This is a genomic window from Streptomyces sp. 15-116A, from assembly GCF_025290915.1.
Taxonomy (GTDB): Bacteria; Actinomycetota; Actinomycetes; order Streptomycetales; family Streptomycetaceae; genus Streptomyces.
The window spans coordinates 1-15,089 of sequence record NZ_JAOCQE010000154.1 but is presented as its reverse complement, the minus strand read 5'-3'; the positions used below and the strand labels follow the sequence as shown (position 1 = coordinate 15,089).

Annotated in this window: 14 protein-coding genes and 1 pseudogene; 5 read left to right on the top strand and 10 right to left on the bottom strand. The window is 71.0% G+C overall.

All coding sequences use genetic code 11. The features are described from left to right. Together N4P33_RS22530 and N4P33_RS22525 are read right to left on the bottom strand one after the other, a co-directional pair. Positions 1-727: ABC transporter ATP-binding protein (locus tag N4P33_RS22530; protein WP_260828472.1), on the bottom strand; the 727-nt coding region annotated here is incomplete at its 3' end. 80 nt (positions 728-807) lie between these two features. Then, on the bottom strand, positions 808-1,503 hold the full coding sequence (locus N4P33_RS22525; protein WP_260828471.1) for a DUF4097 domain-containing protein: 696 nt from the start codon (positions 1,501-1,503) through the stop codon (positions 808-810). A gap of 279 nt (positions 1,504-1,782) precedes the next feature. Between N4P33_RS22525 and N4P33_RS22520 the strand changes: the two genes are divergently transcribed. Beyond that, positions 1,783-2,535 (top strand): helix-turn-helix domain-containing protein, encoded by a 753-nt coding sequence (locus N4P33_RS22520; protein WP_260828470.1) that lies wholly within the window; start codon positions 1,783-1,785, stop codon positions 2,533-2,535. A 14-nt stretch (positions 2,536-2,549) separates the two neighbouring features. Here N4P33_RS22520 and N4P33_RS22515 read toward each other — a convergent pair whose 3' ends face one another. Both N4P33_RS22515 and N4P33_RS22510 read right to left on the bottom strand, forming a co-directional pair. After that, entirely contained in the window at positions 2,550-3,155 is a 606-nt protein-coding gene (locus N4P33_RS22515; RefSeq protein WP_260828468.1) for a GNAT family N-acetyltransferase, read from the bottom strand. A 72-nt stretch (positions 3,156-3,227) separates the two neighbouring features. After that, the gene (locus N4P33_RS22510; RefSeq protein ID WP_260828467.1) at positions 3,228-3,605 is read right to left on the bottom strand and encodes a VOC family protein; all 378 of its coding nucleotides are present in this window, start codon (positions 3,603-3,605) and stop codon (positions 3,228-3,230) included. Between the two features lie 147 nt (positions 3,606-3,752). On the opposite strand from N4P33_RS22510, the gene N4P33_RS22505 reads away from it, so the two are divergent. Beyond that, positions 3,753-4,241 (top strand): hypothetical protein, encoded by a 489-nt coding sequence (locus tag N4P33_RS22505; RefSeq protein ID WP_260828466.1) that lies wholly within the window; start codon positions 3,753-3,755, stop codon positions 4,239-4,241. A gap of 134 nt (positions 4,242-4,375) precedes the next feature. Continuing rightward, positions 4,376-4,687 (top strand): hypothetical protein, encoded by a 312-nt coding sequence (locus N4P33_RS22500; protein WP_260828464.1) that lies wholly within the window; start codon positions 4,376-4,378, stop codon positions 4,685-4,687. A 239-nt stretch (positions 4,688-4,926) separates the two neighbouring features. Here the strand turns inward: N4P33_RS22500 and N4P33_RS22495 are convergent, their stop codons facing one another. Both N4P33_RS22495 and N4P33_RS22490 read right to left on the bottom strand, forming a co-directional pair. Further along, positions 4,927-6,450, bottom strand: coding sequence for an MFS transporter (locus N4P33_RS22495; protein WP_260828462.1), 1,524 nt, complete (start codon positions 6,448-6,450; stop codon positions 4,927-4,929). A 74-nt stretch (positions 6,451-6,524) separates the two neighbouring features. Beyond that, a complete protein-coding gene (locus tag N4P33_RS22490; protein ID WP_260828461.1) occupies positions 6,525-7,910 on the bottom strand; it encodes a DUF445 domain-containing protein in 1,386 nt (461 codons plus the stop codon). A gap of 193 nt (positions 7,911-8,103) precedes the next feature. On the opposite strand from N4P33_RS22490, the gene N4P33_RS22485 reads away from it, so the two are divergent. Beyond that, positions 8,104-9,474: an SGNH/GDSL hydrolase family protein gene (locus tag N4P33_RS22485; RefSeq protein ID WP_260828460.1), complete on the top strand. Its 1,371-nt coding sequence runs from the start codon at positions 8,104-8,106 to the stop codon at positions 9,472-9,474. Between the two features lie 92 nt (positions 9,475-9,566). Here N4P33_RS22485 and N4P33_RS22480 read toward each other — a convergent pair. From N4P33_RS22480 to N4P33_RS22465, 4 genes and pseudogenes are all read right to left on the bottom strand, one after another. Further along, positions 9,567-10,259: pseudogene (locus tag N4P33_RS22480) on the bottom strand (DUF1707 domain-containing protein); the annotation flags it as partial. Positions 10,260-10,293: 34 nt separating this feature from the next. Then, positions 10,294-11,370, bottom strand: a complete 1,077-nt coding sequence (locus N4P33_RS22475; RefSeq protein WP_260828457.1) for an ATP-binding cassette domain-containing protein — start codon at positions 11,368-11,370, stop codon at positions 10,294-10,296. A 3-nt stretch (positions 11,371-11,373) separates the two neighbouring features. Continuing rightward, entirely contained in the window at positions 11,374-12,219 is an 846-nt protein-coding gene (locus N4P33_RS22470) for an ABC transporter permease (RefSeq protein WP_260828456.1), read from the bottom strand. Then, complete coding sequence (locus N4P33_RS22465) at positions 12,212-13,012, bottom strand: ABC-2 family transporter protein (protein WP_260828455.1); 801 nt, start codon at positions 13,010-13,012, stop codon at positions 12,212-12,214. The genes N4P33_RS22470 and N4P33_RS22465 overlap by 8 nt, the downstream gene beginning before the upstream one ends. 273 nt (positions 13,013-13,285) lie before the next feature. On the opposite strand from N4P33_RS22465, the gene N4P33_RS22460 reads away from it, so the two are divergent. After that, a partial coding sequence (locus N4P33_RS22460; RefSeq protein WP_260828454.1) for a transglycosylase domain-containing protein occupies positions 13,286-15,089 on the top strand: 1,804 nt, incomplete at its 3' end.

Below are 15,089 nucleotides of genomic sequence, written 5' to 3'. Positions count from 1 at the left end.
GGTAGGCCGCCGGGTCCGTGAAGCGCAGGCGCACATGACCGCCCGGGATCATCCGCTTCAGCTCGTCCGCCGTGCCCTCCGCGGCGATCTTCCCGTCGTTCAGCACCGCGATACGGTCGGCCAGTTCGTCGGCCTCCTCCAGGTACTGGGTGGTGAGGAACACCGTCACCCCACCGGTCACCAGCTCCCGGATGATGCCCCACATGGTGTGCCGCGAGCGCGGATCCAGCCCCGTGGTCGGCTCGTCCAGGAAGATGATCCGCGGACTGCCGACCAGCGTCATCGCGATGTCCAGGCGCCGCTTCATGCCCCCCGAGTACGTCGAGGCCGGCTTCTTCGCCGCTTCCACCAGGTCGAAACGCTCCAGCAGTTCGGCCGTCACCCGGCGGCCCTCCGCCCGGGAGAGGTGGTGCAGGTCGGCCATCAGGAGCATGTTCTCCTCGCCCGTGATCAGGCCGTCCACCGCGGAGAACTGACCGGTGACCCCGATCGCCGCGCGGACCGCCTGGGCCTCGCGGGCCAGGTCGTGGCCGGCGACCTGCGCCTGACCGCCGTCCGCGGTGATCAGAGTCGAGAGGATCTTCACCGCCGTCGTCTTGCCCGCCCCGTTCGGGCCCAGCAAGGAGAAGATCGTGCCTTCCGGGACGGCCAGGTCGATGCCGTCGAGGACGAGCTTGTCGCCGTAGGACTTGCGCAGCCCGTTCGCGGCGATGGCCATGGTGGTCATGAGGAGTGTTCCCTTTCCAGGATGTCCAGGTGTCCAGGTGTCCAGGTGTCCAGGTGTCCGGGGGCCGGGTCGTCCGGGACTCAGAGGCTGCGGGCGGTGATGTCGCCGTGGGAGGTGGTCGCGTGGATGGTCAGGCCGGCGGCGGCGCCGTCGGCGTTCCTGAGCGTGTTGTGGATGCGGCCGTAGCTGGTGCCGGCGTCGAGGGAGGCGGAGGCTCCGCGGGCGGCGCCGATCTCGATGTCGCCGTGCTCGGTGCGCAGGGTGACCGCGCCCTGCCGGGCCTCGGCGATCCGGATGTCGCCCTTCTGGGTGCTGATCTCGGCGGGGCCGCGCATCCGGCCGACCGTGATGTCGCCGGCGAGGAGGGTGAGGCTCGTGCTCGCGGTCTCGTCGAGCTTGACCGAGCCCTGCGCGCCCTCGAAGGCGACGTCGCCAAGCCGTCCGACGCCCCGGAACTCGGCGGCGGCGGCCTTCGCCTCGACGTGGGAGCCGGCGGGCAGCTGGACGGTCACCTCGACGGCTCCGGAGCCGGTGCCGAGGATTCGGTTCTTCGCCGGTGCGGCCTCGATCCGCAGGACGCCGTCGCCGTAAGCGACCTGGATCTGCTCGGCCGCCTTCACGTCGCGGCTCTTGCTCGAGTCCGCGGGGCGGATCTCGACGGTGGTGTCGGCCCGGTCGGCGGCGATGAGCCGGATGTGCCCGGCGGGGACGTTGAGGACGGCCGCGATGGGGGCGGGGGTGGCGAAGGTCTGCGGGGTGGTCTTCTGCGTCTGCATGGTGTGTCCCTCAGGTCGTGTGGTGCGCTGTTTCCGACGAGAGAAACGCTACGTTGCATTCACAGTTTTGGCAACGTACTCGTTGCGTGGAAACTTCATTTATGCAGGCCAGAGCAGAGAGTTCGTTGCAACCGGCTGTAGGGTAACGCAACATGCAGCCACAGCTTCGTTGCAATGGATTGTGAGTGAACGCTATGCTGGGCCGCGCCCACCCAGCGCCGACCCCGGCACCACCCCGCACCACCCCGCACCACCCCGCACCACCGAGGAGACACCGCGATGCCCGGAGGCAGGCTCACCCAGCAGGAACGTCAGCAGATCGCGCTGGGACTGGCCGACGGCCTCGCCTACGCGGAGATCGCCCGGCGCCTGGACCGCCCCACCTCGACCATCACGCGCGAGGTGATGCGCAACGGCGGCCCCACCGCCTACCGCCCCGACCTCGCCCACCGTGCCGCCGAACAGCGCGCCCACCGCCGCAAGCAGGCCGCGCCCCGGGGCGCGAAGGCGCCCGCGCAGGAGCATGGGCGTGACCCCGAGGCGATGCGCGCGTACGAGGAGATCTACACCACCGTCATGATGGAGTCGGGCATGCCGAAGATGACGGCCCGCGTCATGGCCGCCCTCAACCTCACCGACTCGGGCAGTCTCACCGCCGCCGAACTCGTCCAGCGTCTCGATGTCAGCCCGGCGTCCGTCTCCAAGGCGATCGCGTTCCTCGAGAGCCAGGGCATGGTGCGCCGCGAGCGGGACGAACGGCGCCGCGAGCGGTACGTCATCGACAACGACGTCATGTACCAGTCGATGGTGGCCAGCGCCCGGTCCATCGCCCGGATAGTGGAGATCAGCCGGCAGGGCGTCGGCGTGCTGGGCGCCGACACCCCGGCCGGGGTCCGCTTCGAGAACATCGCGCGCTTCCTCGACTTCGTCGCCGAGAGCACGCTCCGCGCGGCGGAACAGGCGCGCGCGATCCTTCATTCGTCACCCGACACAGCGTCAGAAGCCGCTGCCGAGCCGAAGTCAGGGGACTGAAAAAGCCGAGTGGGTCAGCGCGCCGCAGGCCGCGGATCGCGCCACATCGACCACAACGTCGGTCCGCCACCGGGGAGTTGGAGCTCCTCGCGGACGGTGAAGCCGAAGTGCTCGTAGAAAGGCAGGTTGTCCGGCTTGGACGACTCCAGGTAGGCCGGGAGGCCCGCCGCGTCCGCCTGGGACAGGCCCGAGCGGAGCAGGGCGGCGCCGTGACCCTGCCCCTGGGCGGCGGGGTCGGCGCCGATCACGGCCAGGTACCAGTGCGGTTCCCGGGGTGCGTGCTTGGCGGCCGACTCGACGGCCTCCCCGAAGAGGGCGGCCCGGTCGCCGAGGATGGCCTGGAGTTCGCCGATGGTCTCCTCGTCCGGTACGGCCTGCGCCTGGGCCTCCGGCGGCACCCAGAACGCGGCGCCCGCGCCGGTGCGTTCGCAGAGCGCGTGACGGGCGTACTGGCGGGTGAAGATCGTGCCGAAGTAGCGGGCCAGGCCGTCCTCACGCGTGGCGGCGTCGGGGAAGAACCAGCACATCATCGGGTCGTCGCCGAAGGCGCGGGCCAGGGTCCGGCTGACGAAGGCGGCGTCGTCGAGCGTTGCCGTGTCGGGCGTGTTCGGTATGGGCATACCGGTCATTCTGCACGTGATGATCAACGGCGTAAGGGACGGGGGGGTGGTGCCGCCCATCAGGTGGCGATCTCAGCCGAGTTCGCCCCGTTCGATGCAGAACTCATTGCCCTCGGGGTCCGCCATGGTCACCCAGCCCTTGCCGTCCGGGCGTGTGTGGTCGGCGAGTTGGCGGGCGCCGAGACTGATCGCGCGGGCCACTTCCTCCGCCCTGGTGCGGCCCGTGGGCCTCAGGTCGAAGTGGAGGCGGTTCTTCGCCGCCTTGCCTTCCGGTACGCGCACGAAGAGCAGACCGGGGCCCGTGCCGGTCGGGTCCTCGATCAGGGCTTCCGGATCGCCCGGCTTGTCGTCGTCGGCGAGCGGACGGCCGAGCAACGCGCTCCAGAACAGGCCCAGTTCGTAAGGGTCGCCGGTGCAGTCGAAGGTGATGTGGCGGATGGTGGGGTTCAATGGGGCTCCCGGTGCGTCGAGTCGGGCCCTGGTCGGCCCGGTCTCGCAGGATGTCGTGGTGGGGCGGTCGCCGTCGATCCGTTTTCCGGGCTCCGTGGAGTCGTCCGGCTCCTCGGTTCTGCGTGCGATCGTCTGGTCCGGGAGGCCGTGGTGTGGCTGCTGTCGCTGCTGTTCGTGGTGGTTCTGGCGGCCTGTGGGTTCGGGCTCGTCGGGTACGGCTTCGGGGCCGTCGCCGATGGAATGGCCGGGCTGAGAGAGCCTCCCGCCGTGTTGCGCGGGATCGCCGCGCTGGCCGGGGCCTGTGCTGTCGTCGTCTACGCGTGGGGGCTGCTCCATGTCGTCGGGGCGCTGCTGGAGGCGGAGGACGGCGGGACCGACTCGGCGCCGGTGCGGTCGTGCCGTACGCCCGGGTGGGAGGCGCGGGACATCTCCGGCTACCACGTCAGCTTCGTACCGCTGGGCTTCGTGTGCGAGACCGGTGACGGCGGAACGTACGACAACGGGGACGTGCCCGGGTACGTCAATCCCGCCGCCGCGGTGTTCGCGCTCGCCGGTGCGGGAGGTGCCGTGACCGCCGGGTACGCGTCCGAGCGGCGGGCGCGGAGCACGCAGGGCCCGGGAGACGTCCAGCTCTAGGGCGCCCTGTCCTGAGGGGCGCCGTGCCCTGCCGTGCCCTAGGCGCCCCCTGCAGCCGTCCCCCTCACGGCGGGAGTTAGCCTCTGAGCCAGGTGACACCCCGCCCCGTGGGCGCGCACAGCAGGAGGCAGGCAATGGCGAAGGTTCCCAGCTCGGTGGTGGCCGCGAGTGGGCTGGTCGGTGGGTACGGCGTCGCCCGCTGGACACGGAAGCGGCAGCTGGGCGGGGTTGTCCTCGCCGCCGCCGGTGCCGCTGCCGCGCGGCAGTGGCGGGAGCAGGCCGGTGGCGTGGCCGCCGGGGCGCTGACGGCCGCGTACGTCGCCGCGTTCGCCGGTTCGCATCCGCTGGCCAAGAAGGTGGGTGCCTGGCCGGCGGTGTTCGGGGTCGCCGGTGCGGTGGCCCTGGCCTCCTGGGCGGTGGCCGACCGACGCGGCTCATCGGAGTAGGCGACGGGCTCAGCGGAACGGGACGGCCCAACGGCGCAGCCAGCCGGCGCACCGAGTCATGCGCCCACCGACCCCGCCGAGCACACCCCCTTCACGCCCTGTGCGTGAGCACGTTCACCACCCGGCCGTTCGGGTTCCCTCACGAAGAAGCGGCGCACCCCCACTCCTCGTCCCCACGCTGGCCCGGGTCCTACGCCGCCCGGGTCCCACGCCCGCCCGGGCCCTACGCCGGCCGGTTGCTACGCCGTCGCCGGCTTCGAGCGTCCCCCGACCGTCTGGTCCCGGGCACTCGGCGCCGCCGTCAGCGGCTGGGCGATGTCCTCCAGGGAGCGGCGTTCCGCCTTCACCGCGAGGAACGCGGCGACCAGGCCCGCCGCGCACATCAGGCCCGCGCCGATCTGGAAGGCGAGCACCGTGTCGGCGACCTTGCCCGTGCCGGTGAGCTCGGCGAACAGCAGGGGCCCGCTGATGCCGCCCGCAGCCGTGCCGATGGCGTAGAAGAAGGCGATCGACATGGCCCGCGTCTCCATGGGGAACACCTCGGAGACCGTCAGATACGCGCTGCTCGCGCCCGCCGACGCCACGAACAGCACCGCGCACCAGCAGGCCGTGAGCGTGGCCGCGCTCAGCGAGCCCCGGTCGAAGAGCCAGGCCGTGCCGAACAGGAGCAGGCCGGAGACCAGATACGTCCCCGAGATCATCACCCGGCGGCCCACCGTGTCGAAGAGCTTGCCGAGCAGCAGCGGGCCGAGGAAGTTGCCGAGGGCGATGACGGCGAAGTAGTAGCCGGTGCTGCCGGACGGGATGTCGTAGAACGTGGTCAGGATCGCGCCGAAGCCGAAGGTGATGGCGTTGTAGAGGAACGCCTGCCCGATGAAGAGGGAGAAGCCGAGGATCGCGCGCTTGCGGTAGCGGGCGAAGACCGTGCGGGCGATCTCGGTGAAGGTGACGCTCTTGCGCTGGTGGATGGTCAGTTCGCCCTCCGCACGCGGCAGCGGCTCGCCCTTCTCGGTCTCGATGCGCCGCTCGATGTCAGACACGATCCGTTCCGCTTCCTCGTCGCGGCCGTGGATCAGCAGCCAGCGCGGGCTTTCGGGGACGTGGCGGCGTACGAGGAGAATGACCAGGGCGAGGACGGCGCCGAGCGCGAAGGTCAGGCGCCAGCCGACGTTCGCCGGGAAGATCGCCGTGTCCAGCGCGACGATCGACAGCAGGGAGCCGCCGACCGCGCCCAGCCAGAAGCTGCCGTTGATGATCAGGTCGACGCGGCCCCGGTACGGCGCCGGGATCAGCTCGTCGATCGCGGAGTTGATGGCCGCGTACTCGCCGCCGATGCCGAAGCCGGTGAGGAAGCGGAAGAGGAAGAACCACCAGGTGTCGAAGGCGATCGCGGTGAGGGCGGTGGCGCCCAGATACACCGCGAGGGTGATCATGAAGAGTTTTTTCCGCCCCCAGAGGTCGGTGAGGCGGCCCCAGAAGAGGGCGCCCGCGCAGGCGCCGGCCACGTAGAGGGCGGCGGCGATGCCGGTGACCTCGCCGGAGGTGATGGGCAGTCCGCTGCCGGGCTCGGACAGGCGGCTCGCGATGTTGCCGACGACCGTGACTTCGAGTCCGTCGAGGATCCACACGGTGCCCAGGCCGAAGACGATCGACCAGTGCCAGCGGGACCAGGGGAGCCGGTCCAGGCGGGCGGGGATGCTGGTGGTGACGGTGCGTCCGGTCGGTCCGGTGCCCGCGGCCGGTGCGGTTCCTCCGGTGGTCATGGGGGCCCCTCCTCGGTGAAGCGACCACCGTCGGGTGCCCTGACATGTACGGCTCTACGCCCCGGCGCCTGTGACTACGCCCCCAGCGCCCGCGACACCGTGTAGATCACCAGCCCGGCCAGCGAGCCCACCACCGTGCCGTTGATGCGGATGAACTGCAGGTCGCGGCCGATGTTCGCCTCGATCTTCTTCGTGGTGTGCTCGGCGTCCCAGCTCGCCACCGTGTCGGTGATCAGGGAGGTGATCTCCTTGCGGTAGGTGGTGACGACGTACACCGCCGCGCTCTCCAGCCAGCCGTCGACCTTGCCCTGCACCTTGGGGTCGGCGGCCATGCGCGCGCCGAGGGACAGCAGTGAGGCCCGTACACGCAGCCTGAGTTCGCTGCGCTCGTCCTCCGCCGCGGAGACGATCATCGAGCGTACGGCGGTCCACGCGGAGGCGATGAGGTCCTGGACCTCGCCGCGGCCCAGGACATCGGTCTTCAGCCGCTCCACGCGCGACCGGGTGTCGGTGTCGGACTGCAGGTCGGAGGCGAAGTCGGTGAGGAAGCGGTCGAGGGCGCCGCGCGCGGGGTGGGCGGGCATGTCGCGCATCTCGGCGCAGAAGCGCAGCAGTTCCTTGTAGACGCGCTCGCCGACCTTGCGGTCCACGAACTTCGGGGTCCAGCCGGGGGCGCCGCCCTGCACGGCGTCCATCACGGAGTCGCTGTGCAGGACCAGCCAGTCGTGGGCGCGGGTGACGATCAGGTCGACGGCGCGTTTGTGGCCGCCGTCGGCGACGATCTTCTCCAGCATCTTGCCCATGCCGGGGGCGATCTCCTGGGCGTCGGCGCGGCGGGTGATGGCCTCGCCGACGACCGCCTGGACGTCGGAGTCACGCAGCACGGTGAGGGCGCCGCGCAGGGCGGCGGAGAGCTCGGCGGTGACGCGGTCGGCGTGTTCGGGGACGGCGAGCCAGGCGCCGAGGCGGCTGCCGATGCCGACGGCGCGCAGCCGCTGGCGTACGACGTCCTCGGAGAGGAAGTTCTCGCCGACGAAGTCGCCCAGGGAGACGCCGAGCTGGTCCTTCTTGGTGGGGATGATCGCCGTGTGCGGGATCGGCAGGCCGAGGGGGTGGCGGAAGAGGGCGGTCACCGCGAACCAGTCGGCCAGCGCGCCGACCATACCGGCCTCGGCGGCGGCTGCGACATAGCCCGCCCAGGGTCCGGCGCCCTGGTGGGAGGCCACCTTGGCGAGGACGTAGACCAGGGCGACGAACAGCAGCAGTCCGGTGGCGGTGAGCTTCATACGGCGTACGCCGCGCCGCTTTTCCTCGTCCGCGGGGCTGAACGTGGTCATCGCGCGGTTCGTGACGGAGGCGGGGCGGGCATGCTGCCCCTCGGCGCCTCGCACTTCGGCGCCTCGCTCTCCGGCACCCTGCCCTCCGGATTGCCCGGTGTCTGACGTTTTCGTCCGTTCCATCCGCTCCACCCGTTCGGTGATCCCTCACACATTGTCCCTTCCTGACCGACTCCCGGAACGGAACAGGAGTTCCCGGCGTCTGTCGGAAGGGGGATGGCTGGGGGGTCCTGTCAGCCGCTCCCGGCCCATGACGCATCATGGGCTCATCGGATCGGAGCCTCGGGCTCCCATCTCCCGAGGAGAACAGAACAGCATGACCCGGGGTCGTGACGGGGGCGCGGGGGCGCCTCCCGCCAAGTACCGAGCCCTGCTCGCCGCGGTCGTCGCAGCGATCGTGGCCGTGTCCACCGCCATCTTCGTCGGCGTGTCCTCCGACGACGGCACGAACAGCCGCGACACCCTCGCCGGTGGTCGCGGCGCCCACAACAACCCGGCCGCACCCGCCTCCACCGGCACCTGGGTCGGTTCCTGGGCCACCGCACCGGTCGGCGGCGAGCCCGGCACCGAGATGCGGGGTCTTGCGGGGCGCTCGGTGCGCAACGTCGTCCACACCAGCGTCGGCGGTACGGGTGCCCGCGTCACCCTGTCCAATCTCTACGGCCAGTCCCCGCTGACGATCAGCCACGCCTCGATCGCCGTCTCCGCGGGCGGCGACTCGGCGGCGGCCGCACTCGCCGGAACGATGCGGCAGCTCACCTTCACGGGGCGGCCGTCGGTGATCATCCCGGCGGGCGGCCAGGTGATGAGCGACGCGGTGCGGCTCCCCGTCCCGCACGACGGGGACGTCCTGATCACGACGTACTCCCCCACCGCCTCCGGGCCGGTCACCCACCACCCGCACGCGCGCCAGGTCTCCTACGCCGCCGTCGGCGAGTACACGCGGGACACCACGGGCACGCCGTACACCGAGCGGTTCACGTCCTGGCGGTACGTGACCGCGCTGGACGTGCTGAGCAACGAGTCCGACGGCACGGTCGTCGTCCTCGGCGACTCCCTCACCGACGGGATCACCTCCTCGACCGGCCGGAACAACCGCTGGCCGGACATCCTCTCCGACCGGCTGCGCGCGGCGCTCGCCTCCGGACGGGACGTGCCGCGCTACAGCGTCGTCAACGAGGGGATCAGCGGCAACCGCGTCCTCACCGACGGGCTCGGCCGCCCGCCGGAGAATCCCAGCGGGCTGAACCGCTTCGGCCGGGACGTCCTGGGCCGCACCAACGTCAAGGTCGTCGTGATCGTCCTCGGCGTCAACGACATCCTGCGCCACCCGGGCACCGAGGATCCGGACCGGATCGTGGCGGGACTGCGGGCGCTGGTGGACCGCGCTCACGCGCGGGGGCTGAAGGTCGTCGGCGCGACCCTGATGCCGTTCGGCGGCCACCGCGGCTACACCGACGCCCGCGAGGCGGTACGTCAGCAGATCAACGCCGAGATCCGCGCCGGCCACGTCTTCGACGCGATCACCGACTTCGACAAGGCGCTCCGCGACCCCTACAACCCCCGCCGCCTCCACCCCGACTACGACTCCGGCGACCACCTTCACCCCAGCAACAGGGGCTACAGCCGGATGGCGGAAGCCTTCGACCTGGACACCCTGAAGGGCGGAGGAGCGACGGAACTGTAGGGGAAGCCACCGAGCAGTCGTGCCGCAGGGCGGCGCGGGTGGGTGCGGGCGGTGCCCTGTTCCGTGCCGGGGTGCGCGGGAGCGGGTCAGTCCAGTTCCCCGCGCGCCTGCCTGCGCTCCAGCTTCTCCCTGCGGCGCTCCTCGCGCAGCCGCTGCCTCTCCGCTCGCGGGAGCTTGCGCTGGACTCCGACCCCGCCCCAGAAGGCGAAGCCGGTGACGATGACCCGAGGGGCGCCCGGGTCACCCGGTACCCCCGCCTCGCGGTGGTCGAAGCCACCCATGATGCCGATGCCGCGCACGACGACCTCAACGCCCGGCGGCACGATGATGTCCACCCCGCCCATGATCGCGACCGCGTTGATCACGATCTCCCGGTCCGCGAAGTACGCCTCCCGCAGATCGATCTCACCGCCACCCCAGAACGCGAAGCAGTTCAAGCGCCGCGGCGCCGTCCAGCGGCCCTTGCGCTGGAAGCCCGACATCACCGCCACGGCCCACGACGACCTGCCGTCGTCCTCGCCGCCGACGATCCGGCCCGCCCAATCGCCGCCCCGCGCGGGCTCCTTGCTCAGCGAGACCACCGGAGCGGACCCGCCCGGCGCCGGCAGATCGCGCGTGATCGGCTCCAGTTCCCCGTACGTGCGCGCCTGGTACGTCGCGTCCAGGCGCTCGCTGAACTCCTCCATGTCCAGGCGCCCCTCCGCAAGGGCGTCCCGCAGAATGTCGGCGACCCGTTCACGGTCGGCGTCGGAAGCACGAAGGTCCGGGACAGCGTCGTCGGTCATACACAGCAGCCTACGATTTCCCCCCGACCGACGGCTACGAGAGCGCCTCCCCGGCCCGCCCCGCCTTCCCCGCCGCCTCCGTCTCCCCCGCCGTCCCCGTCTCTCCCGCCGTCCAGGTCTCTCCCGGCGTCCCCGTCTTCCCCGCGTACATCTTCGCGATCACCGCCTCGATGTCCGGTTCCCGCACCGACAGATCCACCAGCGGACACTCCGCCGCGATCCGCGCCACCAGCGGCGCCGCCGACTCGCTCGCCGGGAACGCCAGCCACTGCCGGGGCCCCTCCACCCGTACCACCCGCGCCGGCGGCGGCACGTCCAGCGGCGGCAGCTCCCGCTCCAGGTCCACCACCAGCGTCCGCTCGCTCTCCCCCGCCTCGTGCAGCCCGGCGAGCGGACCGTCGTACATCAGCCGGCCGTGGTCGATCACCATCACCCTGCCGCACAACTGCTCGATGTCCTGCAGATCGTGCGTGGTCAGCAGCACCGTCGTGGCCCGCTCGGCGTTCAACTCCCGCAGGAACTCCCGCACCTTGGTCTTGCTGATGACGTCCAGACCGATCGTCGGCTCGTCCAGGTACAGCACCTCCGGATCGTGCAGCAGCGCCGCCGCGATGTCGCCGCGCATCCGCTGCCCGAGGGACAGTTGCCGCACCGGCACGCCCAACAGCTCGCCCAGGTCCAGCAGTTGAACCATCCGGTCCAGGTTCTCGCGGTAACGCCCGTCCGGGATCCGGTACATGCGGTGCATCAGCCGGTAGGAGTCGATCAGCGGCAGGTCCCACCACAGCGTGGTCCGCTGCCCGAACACCACCCCGATCCGGTGCGCCAGCCGCGTCCGCTCCCGGCTCGGGTCGATGCCCGCCACCCGCAGCCGCCCCGCGCTCGGCGTGAGGATCCCGGTCAGCATCTTGATCGTCGTGGACTTCCCGGCACCGTTCGGCCCGATGTAGCCGACCATCTCGCCCCGCGCCACGCTGAAGGAGATCGAGTCGACGGCCCGCACCTGCCGCCGCTCCCGCTTCAGGAACCCGGTCTTCCTGCGCACGTCGAAGACCTTCTCCACCCGGTCGAGCGTGATGAAGCCACCCTCGCCGGCCACCGAGACATCCACCCGTCAGCTCCCTGTACTCCGATACGAGCGCAACCCCGCCCGCCACGCCACCCCCGCCGCCGCGCAGCACACCGCCGCCACCAGCGGCGAGGCGAACGCCACCCAGCCCGGCAGGTCCAGCGGATACGGCCGCCCCAGCACATACGTCGCCGGCACCCAGTTCACGAAGGCCAGCGGCAGCACGAAGGTCACCCCGCGCACCATCTCCTTGCCGAACACGGTCGGCGGATACTGGAGCATCGTCGTCCCGCCGTAGGTGAACGCGTTCTGCACCTCGGAGGCGTCCTGCGCCACGAACTGGAACGCCGCCCCCGCCACGAACACCGCACAGAAGATCGCCGAACCGCTGACCAGCATCACCGGCACCAGCAGCAGCCGCCCCGCCGTCCAGTCGATGTCGACGACACTCAGCGCGTACCCGAACACCAGCGTGCCCTGCGTGATCCGCCCCAGCCGGCGCAGCCCGAACCGGTCGGCGGCCACCTGCGCCAGCACCGGCGCCGGACGCACCAGCAGCGTGTCGAGCGTGCCGTCGCGCACCCGCTGCCCGAGCTTGTCCATCGAGCCGATCATCAGGTCGGCGAACCCGAACGAGATGCTGGTCAGGCCGTAGAGGAAGGCGATCTCGGGCAGGCTGTAGCCGCCGAGGGCGTCCACGCGGGAGAACATCAGCAGGATCGCCAGAAAGTCCAGCGCGGTCAGCGCGAAGTTCCCCACCGTGGTCAGCACGAACGACGTGCGGTACGCCGTCGTCGAGCGGATCCACATCGCCACGATCAGCCCGTACGCCCGCAGCCCCTCCCGCAGCCGGGAGACCGCGCGCTCCCCGGCGACACCCGCGTCAGCCACCCTGCACCACCACCCGCCGCGTCGCCACCGACTGCAGCAGCCGCCCGGCCGCCAGCAGCACCACCGCCCAGCACGCCTGGAACGCGTACGTGCCGAGCGCGCCCGCCTCGCCCATCAGCACATCCGCGGGCGCCTGCAGCATCGACGACCACGGCAGCGCCCGTACGACCTCGCCCAGCGCGCCGGGAAAGACGTTCAGCGGCAGCAGCATCCCCGAGCAGAACGTCCCGGTGATCATCAGCATCTGCGCCACGCCCGTGCCGTCGAGCAGCCAGAACGCCGACAGCGCCACCAGATACCGGACGGCGAAGCTGACGATCATCGCCAGCGCCACCGCGACCAGGAACGCCGCCCAGGCCACCGGATCGGAGGGCAGCGCCAGATGGAACAGCAGCCCCCCGACCGCGAACGGCACCACCCCGCGGCCCAGCAGCTGGAACATCGCCCGCCCCAGATCCGCCGACAGCCACCACAGCTGGAGGTCGGCCGGCCGGTACAGATCGATCGCCACATCACCCGTACGGATGCGTTCCATCAGCTCGGTCTCGACACCCCCGCCCCCGATGGCCAGCGTCGACAGGAACGCCTGCCCCAGCCAGACATACGTCAAGGCCTGCGCCTGGTCGTAGCCGCCGAGGCCCGGCCGCTCGTCCCACAGCGCCACGTACGTGTACGCCAGGATCAGCCCGAAGACGGTGTTGGTGAACACCCCTGCCAGGGTGGCGGCCCGATAGGTCGCGTACCGTCGGAAGCCACCCACCGCGACGGCCGCGAACAAGCGTCCCGAGCCCACGCCCGCACCTTCCTCCCGCGCCCGGCACCGAAGCGCAGGAGCCTAGTGCGAGCGGCAGCCGGGCTGCCACGGGTTTTCCGGGCGTCAGCCGGGCCCGGAGGCCGGCGTCACCCGTGGTGTGCCAGCCATGCGCGTGAGAAGCCGCATGTCTGCGCGACGCGCGCCGTGGCGGGGAACTGATCGCCGGATGCGACAGTCTTCCATGAGTGGGAGCGCACCAGACGCACGGGGCGTACGGGTGCGAACGAGGCGAAACAGGAGTCCGTGCACGACATGAGCGACGAGCCGCAGCAGCAGCCCCGCCCGGGCTGGGCACCGAGAGAGCCGCAGGCGGCGAACGCCCCCCAGGGCCCCGGCAAGGACAACGGCAAGGCGGGGCGCACCGGGTGGCGGCGGCTGATCCCCACCTGGCGCATGGTGCTCGGCACCTTCCTGATCACCGCCCTGCTGATCGTCGGCGGCTTCGTCCTCGGCTACACCCTGGTGCAGATCCCGCCCGCCAACGCGCTCGCCACCCAGCAGGCCAACGTCTACCTGTACGCGGACGGCTCCGTCATCGCCCGGGACGGCGAGGTCAACCGGGAGAACGTCGGCCTCGCCCAGATCTCCAAGGACGCCCAGCACGCCGTCCTGGCCGCCGAGGACCGCGACTTCTACACCGAGTCCGCCATCGACCCCGGCGCCATGGTCCGCGCCGCCTGGAACACCGCCACCGGCAAGGGCAAGCAGTCCGGCTCCACGATCACCCAGCAGTACGTGAAGAACTACTACCTGCGCCAGGAGCAGACCGTCACCCGCAAGGTGAAGGAGTTCTTCATCGCCATCAAGCTGGACCGCGAACAGTCCAAGGACAAGATCCTCGAGGGCTACCTCAACACCAGCTACTTCGGCCGCAACGCCTACGGAATCCAGGCCGCCGCGCACGCCTACTACGGCATCGACGCCGCCGAGCTCGACCCCGCCCGCGCCGCCTACCTCGCCGCGCTCGTCAACGCCCCCAGCCAGTACGACGTCATCGCCCACCCGGAGAACCGCGAGGCGGCCGAGGCCCGCTGGAACTACGTCCTCGACGGCATGGTCGACAAGGGCTGGCTCAGCCCGTCCGAGCGGGCCGGCATGAGGTTCCCCCAGCCGAAGCAGACCACCGTCTCCACCGGCCTGTCCGGCCAGCGCGGCTACATCGTCAACATCGTCAAGAGCCACCTCGTCGACAACAAGATCGTCACCGAGGAGGAGCTCGACGCGGGCGGCTTCCGCATCACCACCACCCTGCACAAGGGCAAGCAGGAAGCCTTCGTCGACGCCGTCAACGACAAGCTGATCGACCGGCTCGACAAGAAGAACCGCAAGGTCGACACCTACGTGCGCGCGGGCGGCACCGCCATCGAGCCGAAGACCGGCAAGGTCGTCGCGATGTACAACGGCATCGACTACGTCAAGCAGTACACCCCCAACGCCAGCCGCCGCGACTACCAGGTCGGCTCCACCTTCAAGCCGTTCGTGTTCACCTCCGCCGTCGACCACAGGTCCAACACCCAGGACGGCCGCCTCATCACCCCGAACACGATCTACGACGGCACCAACAAGCGCACCGTCCAGGGCTGGCCCGGCGAACGCTACGCGCCCGAGAACGAGGACCAGACCTCCTACGGCGACATCACCGTCCGCGAGGCCACCGACAAGTCCGTCAACGCGGTGTACGCGCAGATGGCCGTGGACGTCGGCTCCGACAAGGTCATGCAGACCGCCGTCGACCTCGGCCTGCCCTCCTCCACCCCCGAGCTGACCCCGTCCCCGTCCATCGCGCTCGGCGTCGCCACCGCCAGCACCCTGGACATGGCCCAGGCGTACGCGACCCTCGCCAACCACGGCGAGCACCGCCCGTACACGATCGTCGAGAAGGTCACCCACAACGGCGAGACCGTCGACCTGCCCAAGTCCCGGTCCCGCCAGGCCGTCAGCCGCGAGGCCGCCGACACCACCACCTCCGTGCTGCGCGGCGTCGTCCGGGGCGGCACCGCCACCGCCGCCCAGGGCGCCGGCCGCCCCGCCGCCGGCAAGACCGGCACCGCCGAGG

What these genes read in the sequence shown, in the direction of transcription:
- N4P33_RS22525 (WP_260828471.1), bottom strand. Translation starts at nt 1,503, where the DNA reads ATGCAGACGCAGAAGACCACCCCGCAGACCTTCGCCACCCCCGCCCCC.
- N4P33_RS22520 (WP_260828470.1), top strand. Translation starts at nt 1,783, where the DNA reads ATGCCCGGAGGCAGGCTCACCCAGCAGGAACGTCAGCAGATCGCGCTG.
- N4P33_RS22515 (WP_260828468.1), bottom strand. Translation starts at nt 3,155, where the DNA reads ATGCCCATACCGAACACGCCCGACACGGCAACGCTCGACGACGCCGCC.
- N4P33_RS22500 (WP_260828464.1), top strand. Translation starts at nt 4,376, where the DNA reads ATGGCGAAGGTTCCCAGCTCGGTGGTGGCCGCGAGTGGGCTGGTCGGT.
- N4P33_RS22495 (WP_260828462.1), bottom strand. Translation starts at nt 6,450, where the DNA reads ATGACCACCGGAGGAACCGCACCGGCCGCGGGCACCGGACCGACCGGA.
- N4P33_RS22490 (WP_260828461.1), bottom strand. Translation starts at nt 7,910, where the DNA reads ATGGAACGGACGAAAACGTCAGACACCGGGCAATCCGGAGGGCAGGGT.
- N4P33_RS22485 (WP_260828460.1), top strand. Translation starts at nt 8,104, where the DNA reads ATGACCCGGGGTCGTGACGGGGGCGCGGGGGCGCCTCCCGCCAAGTAC.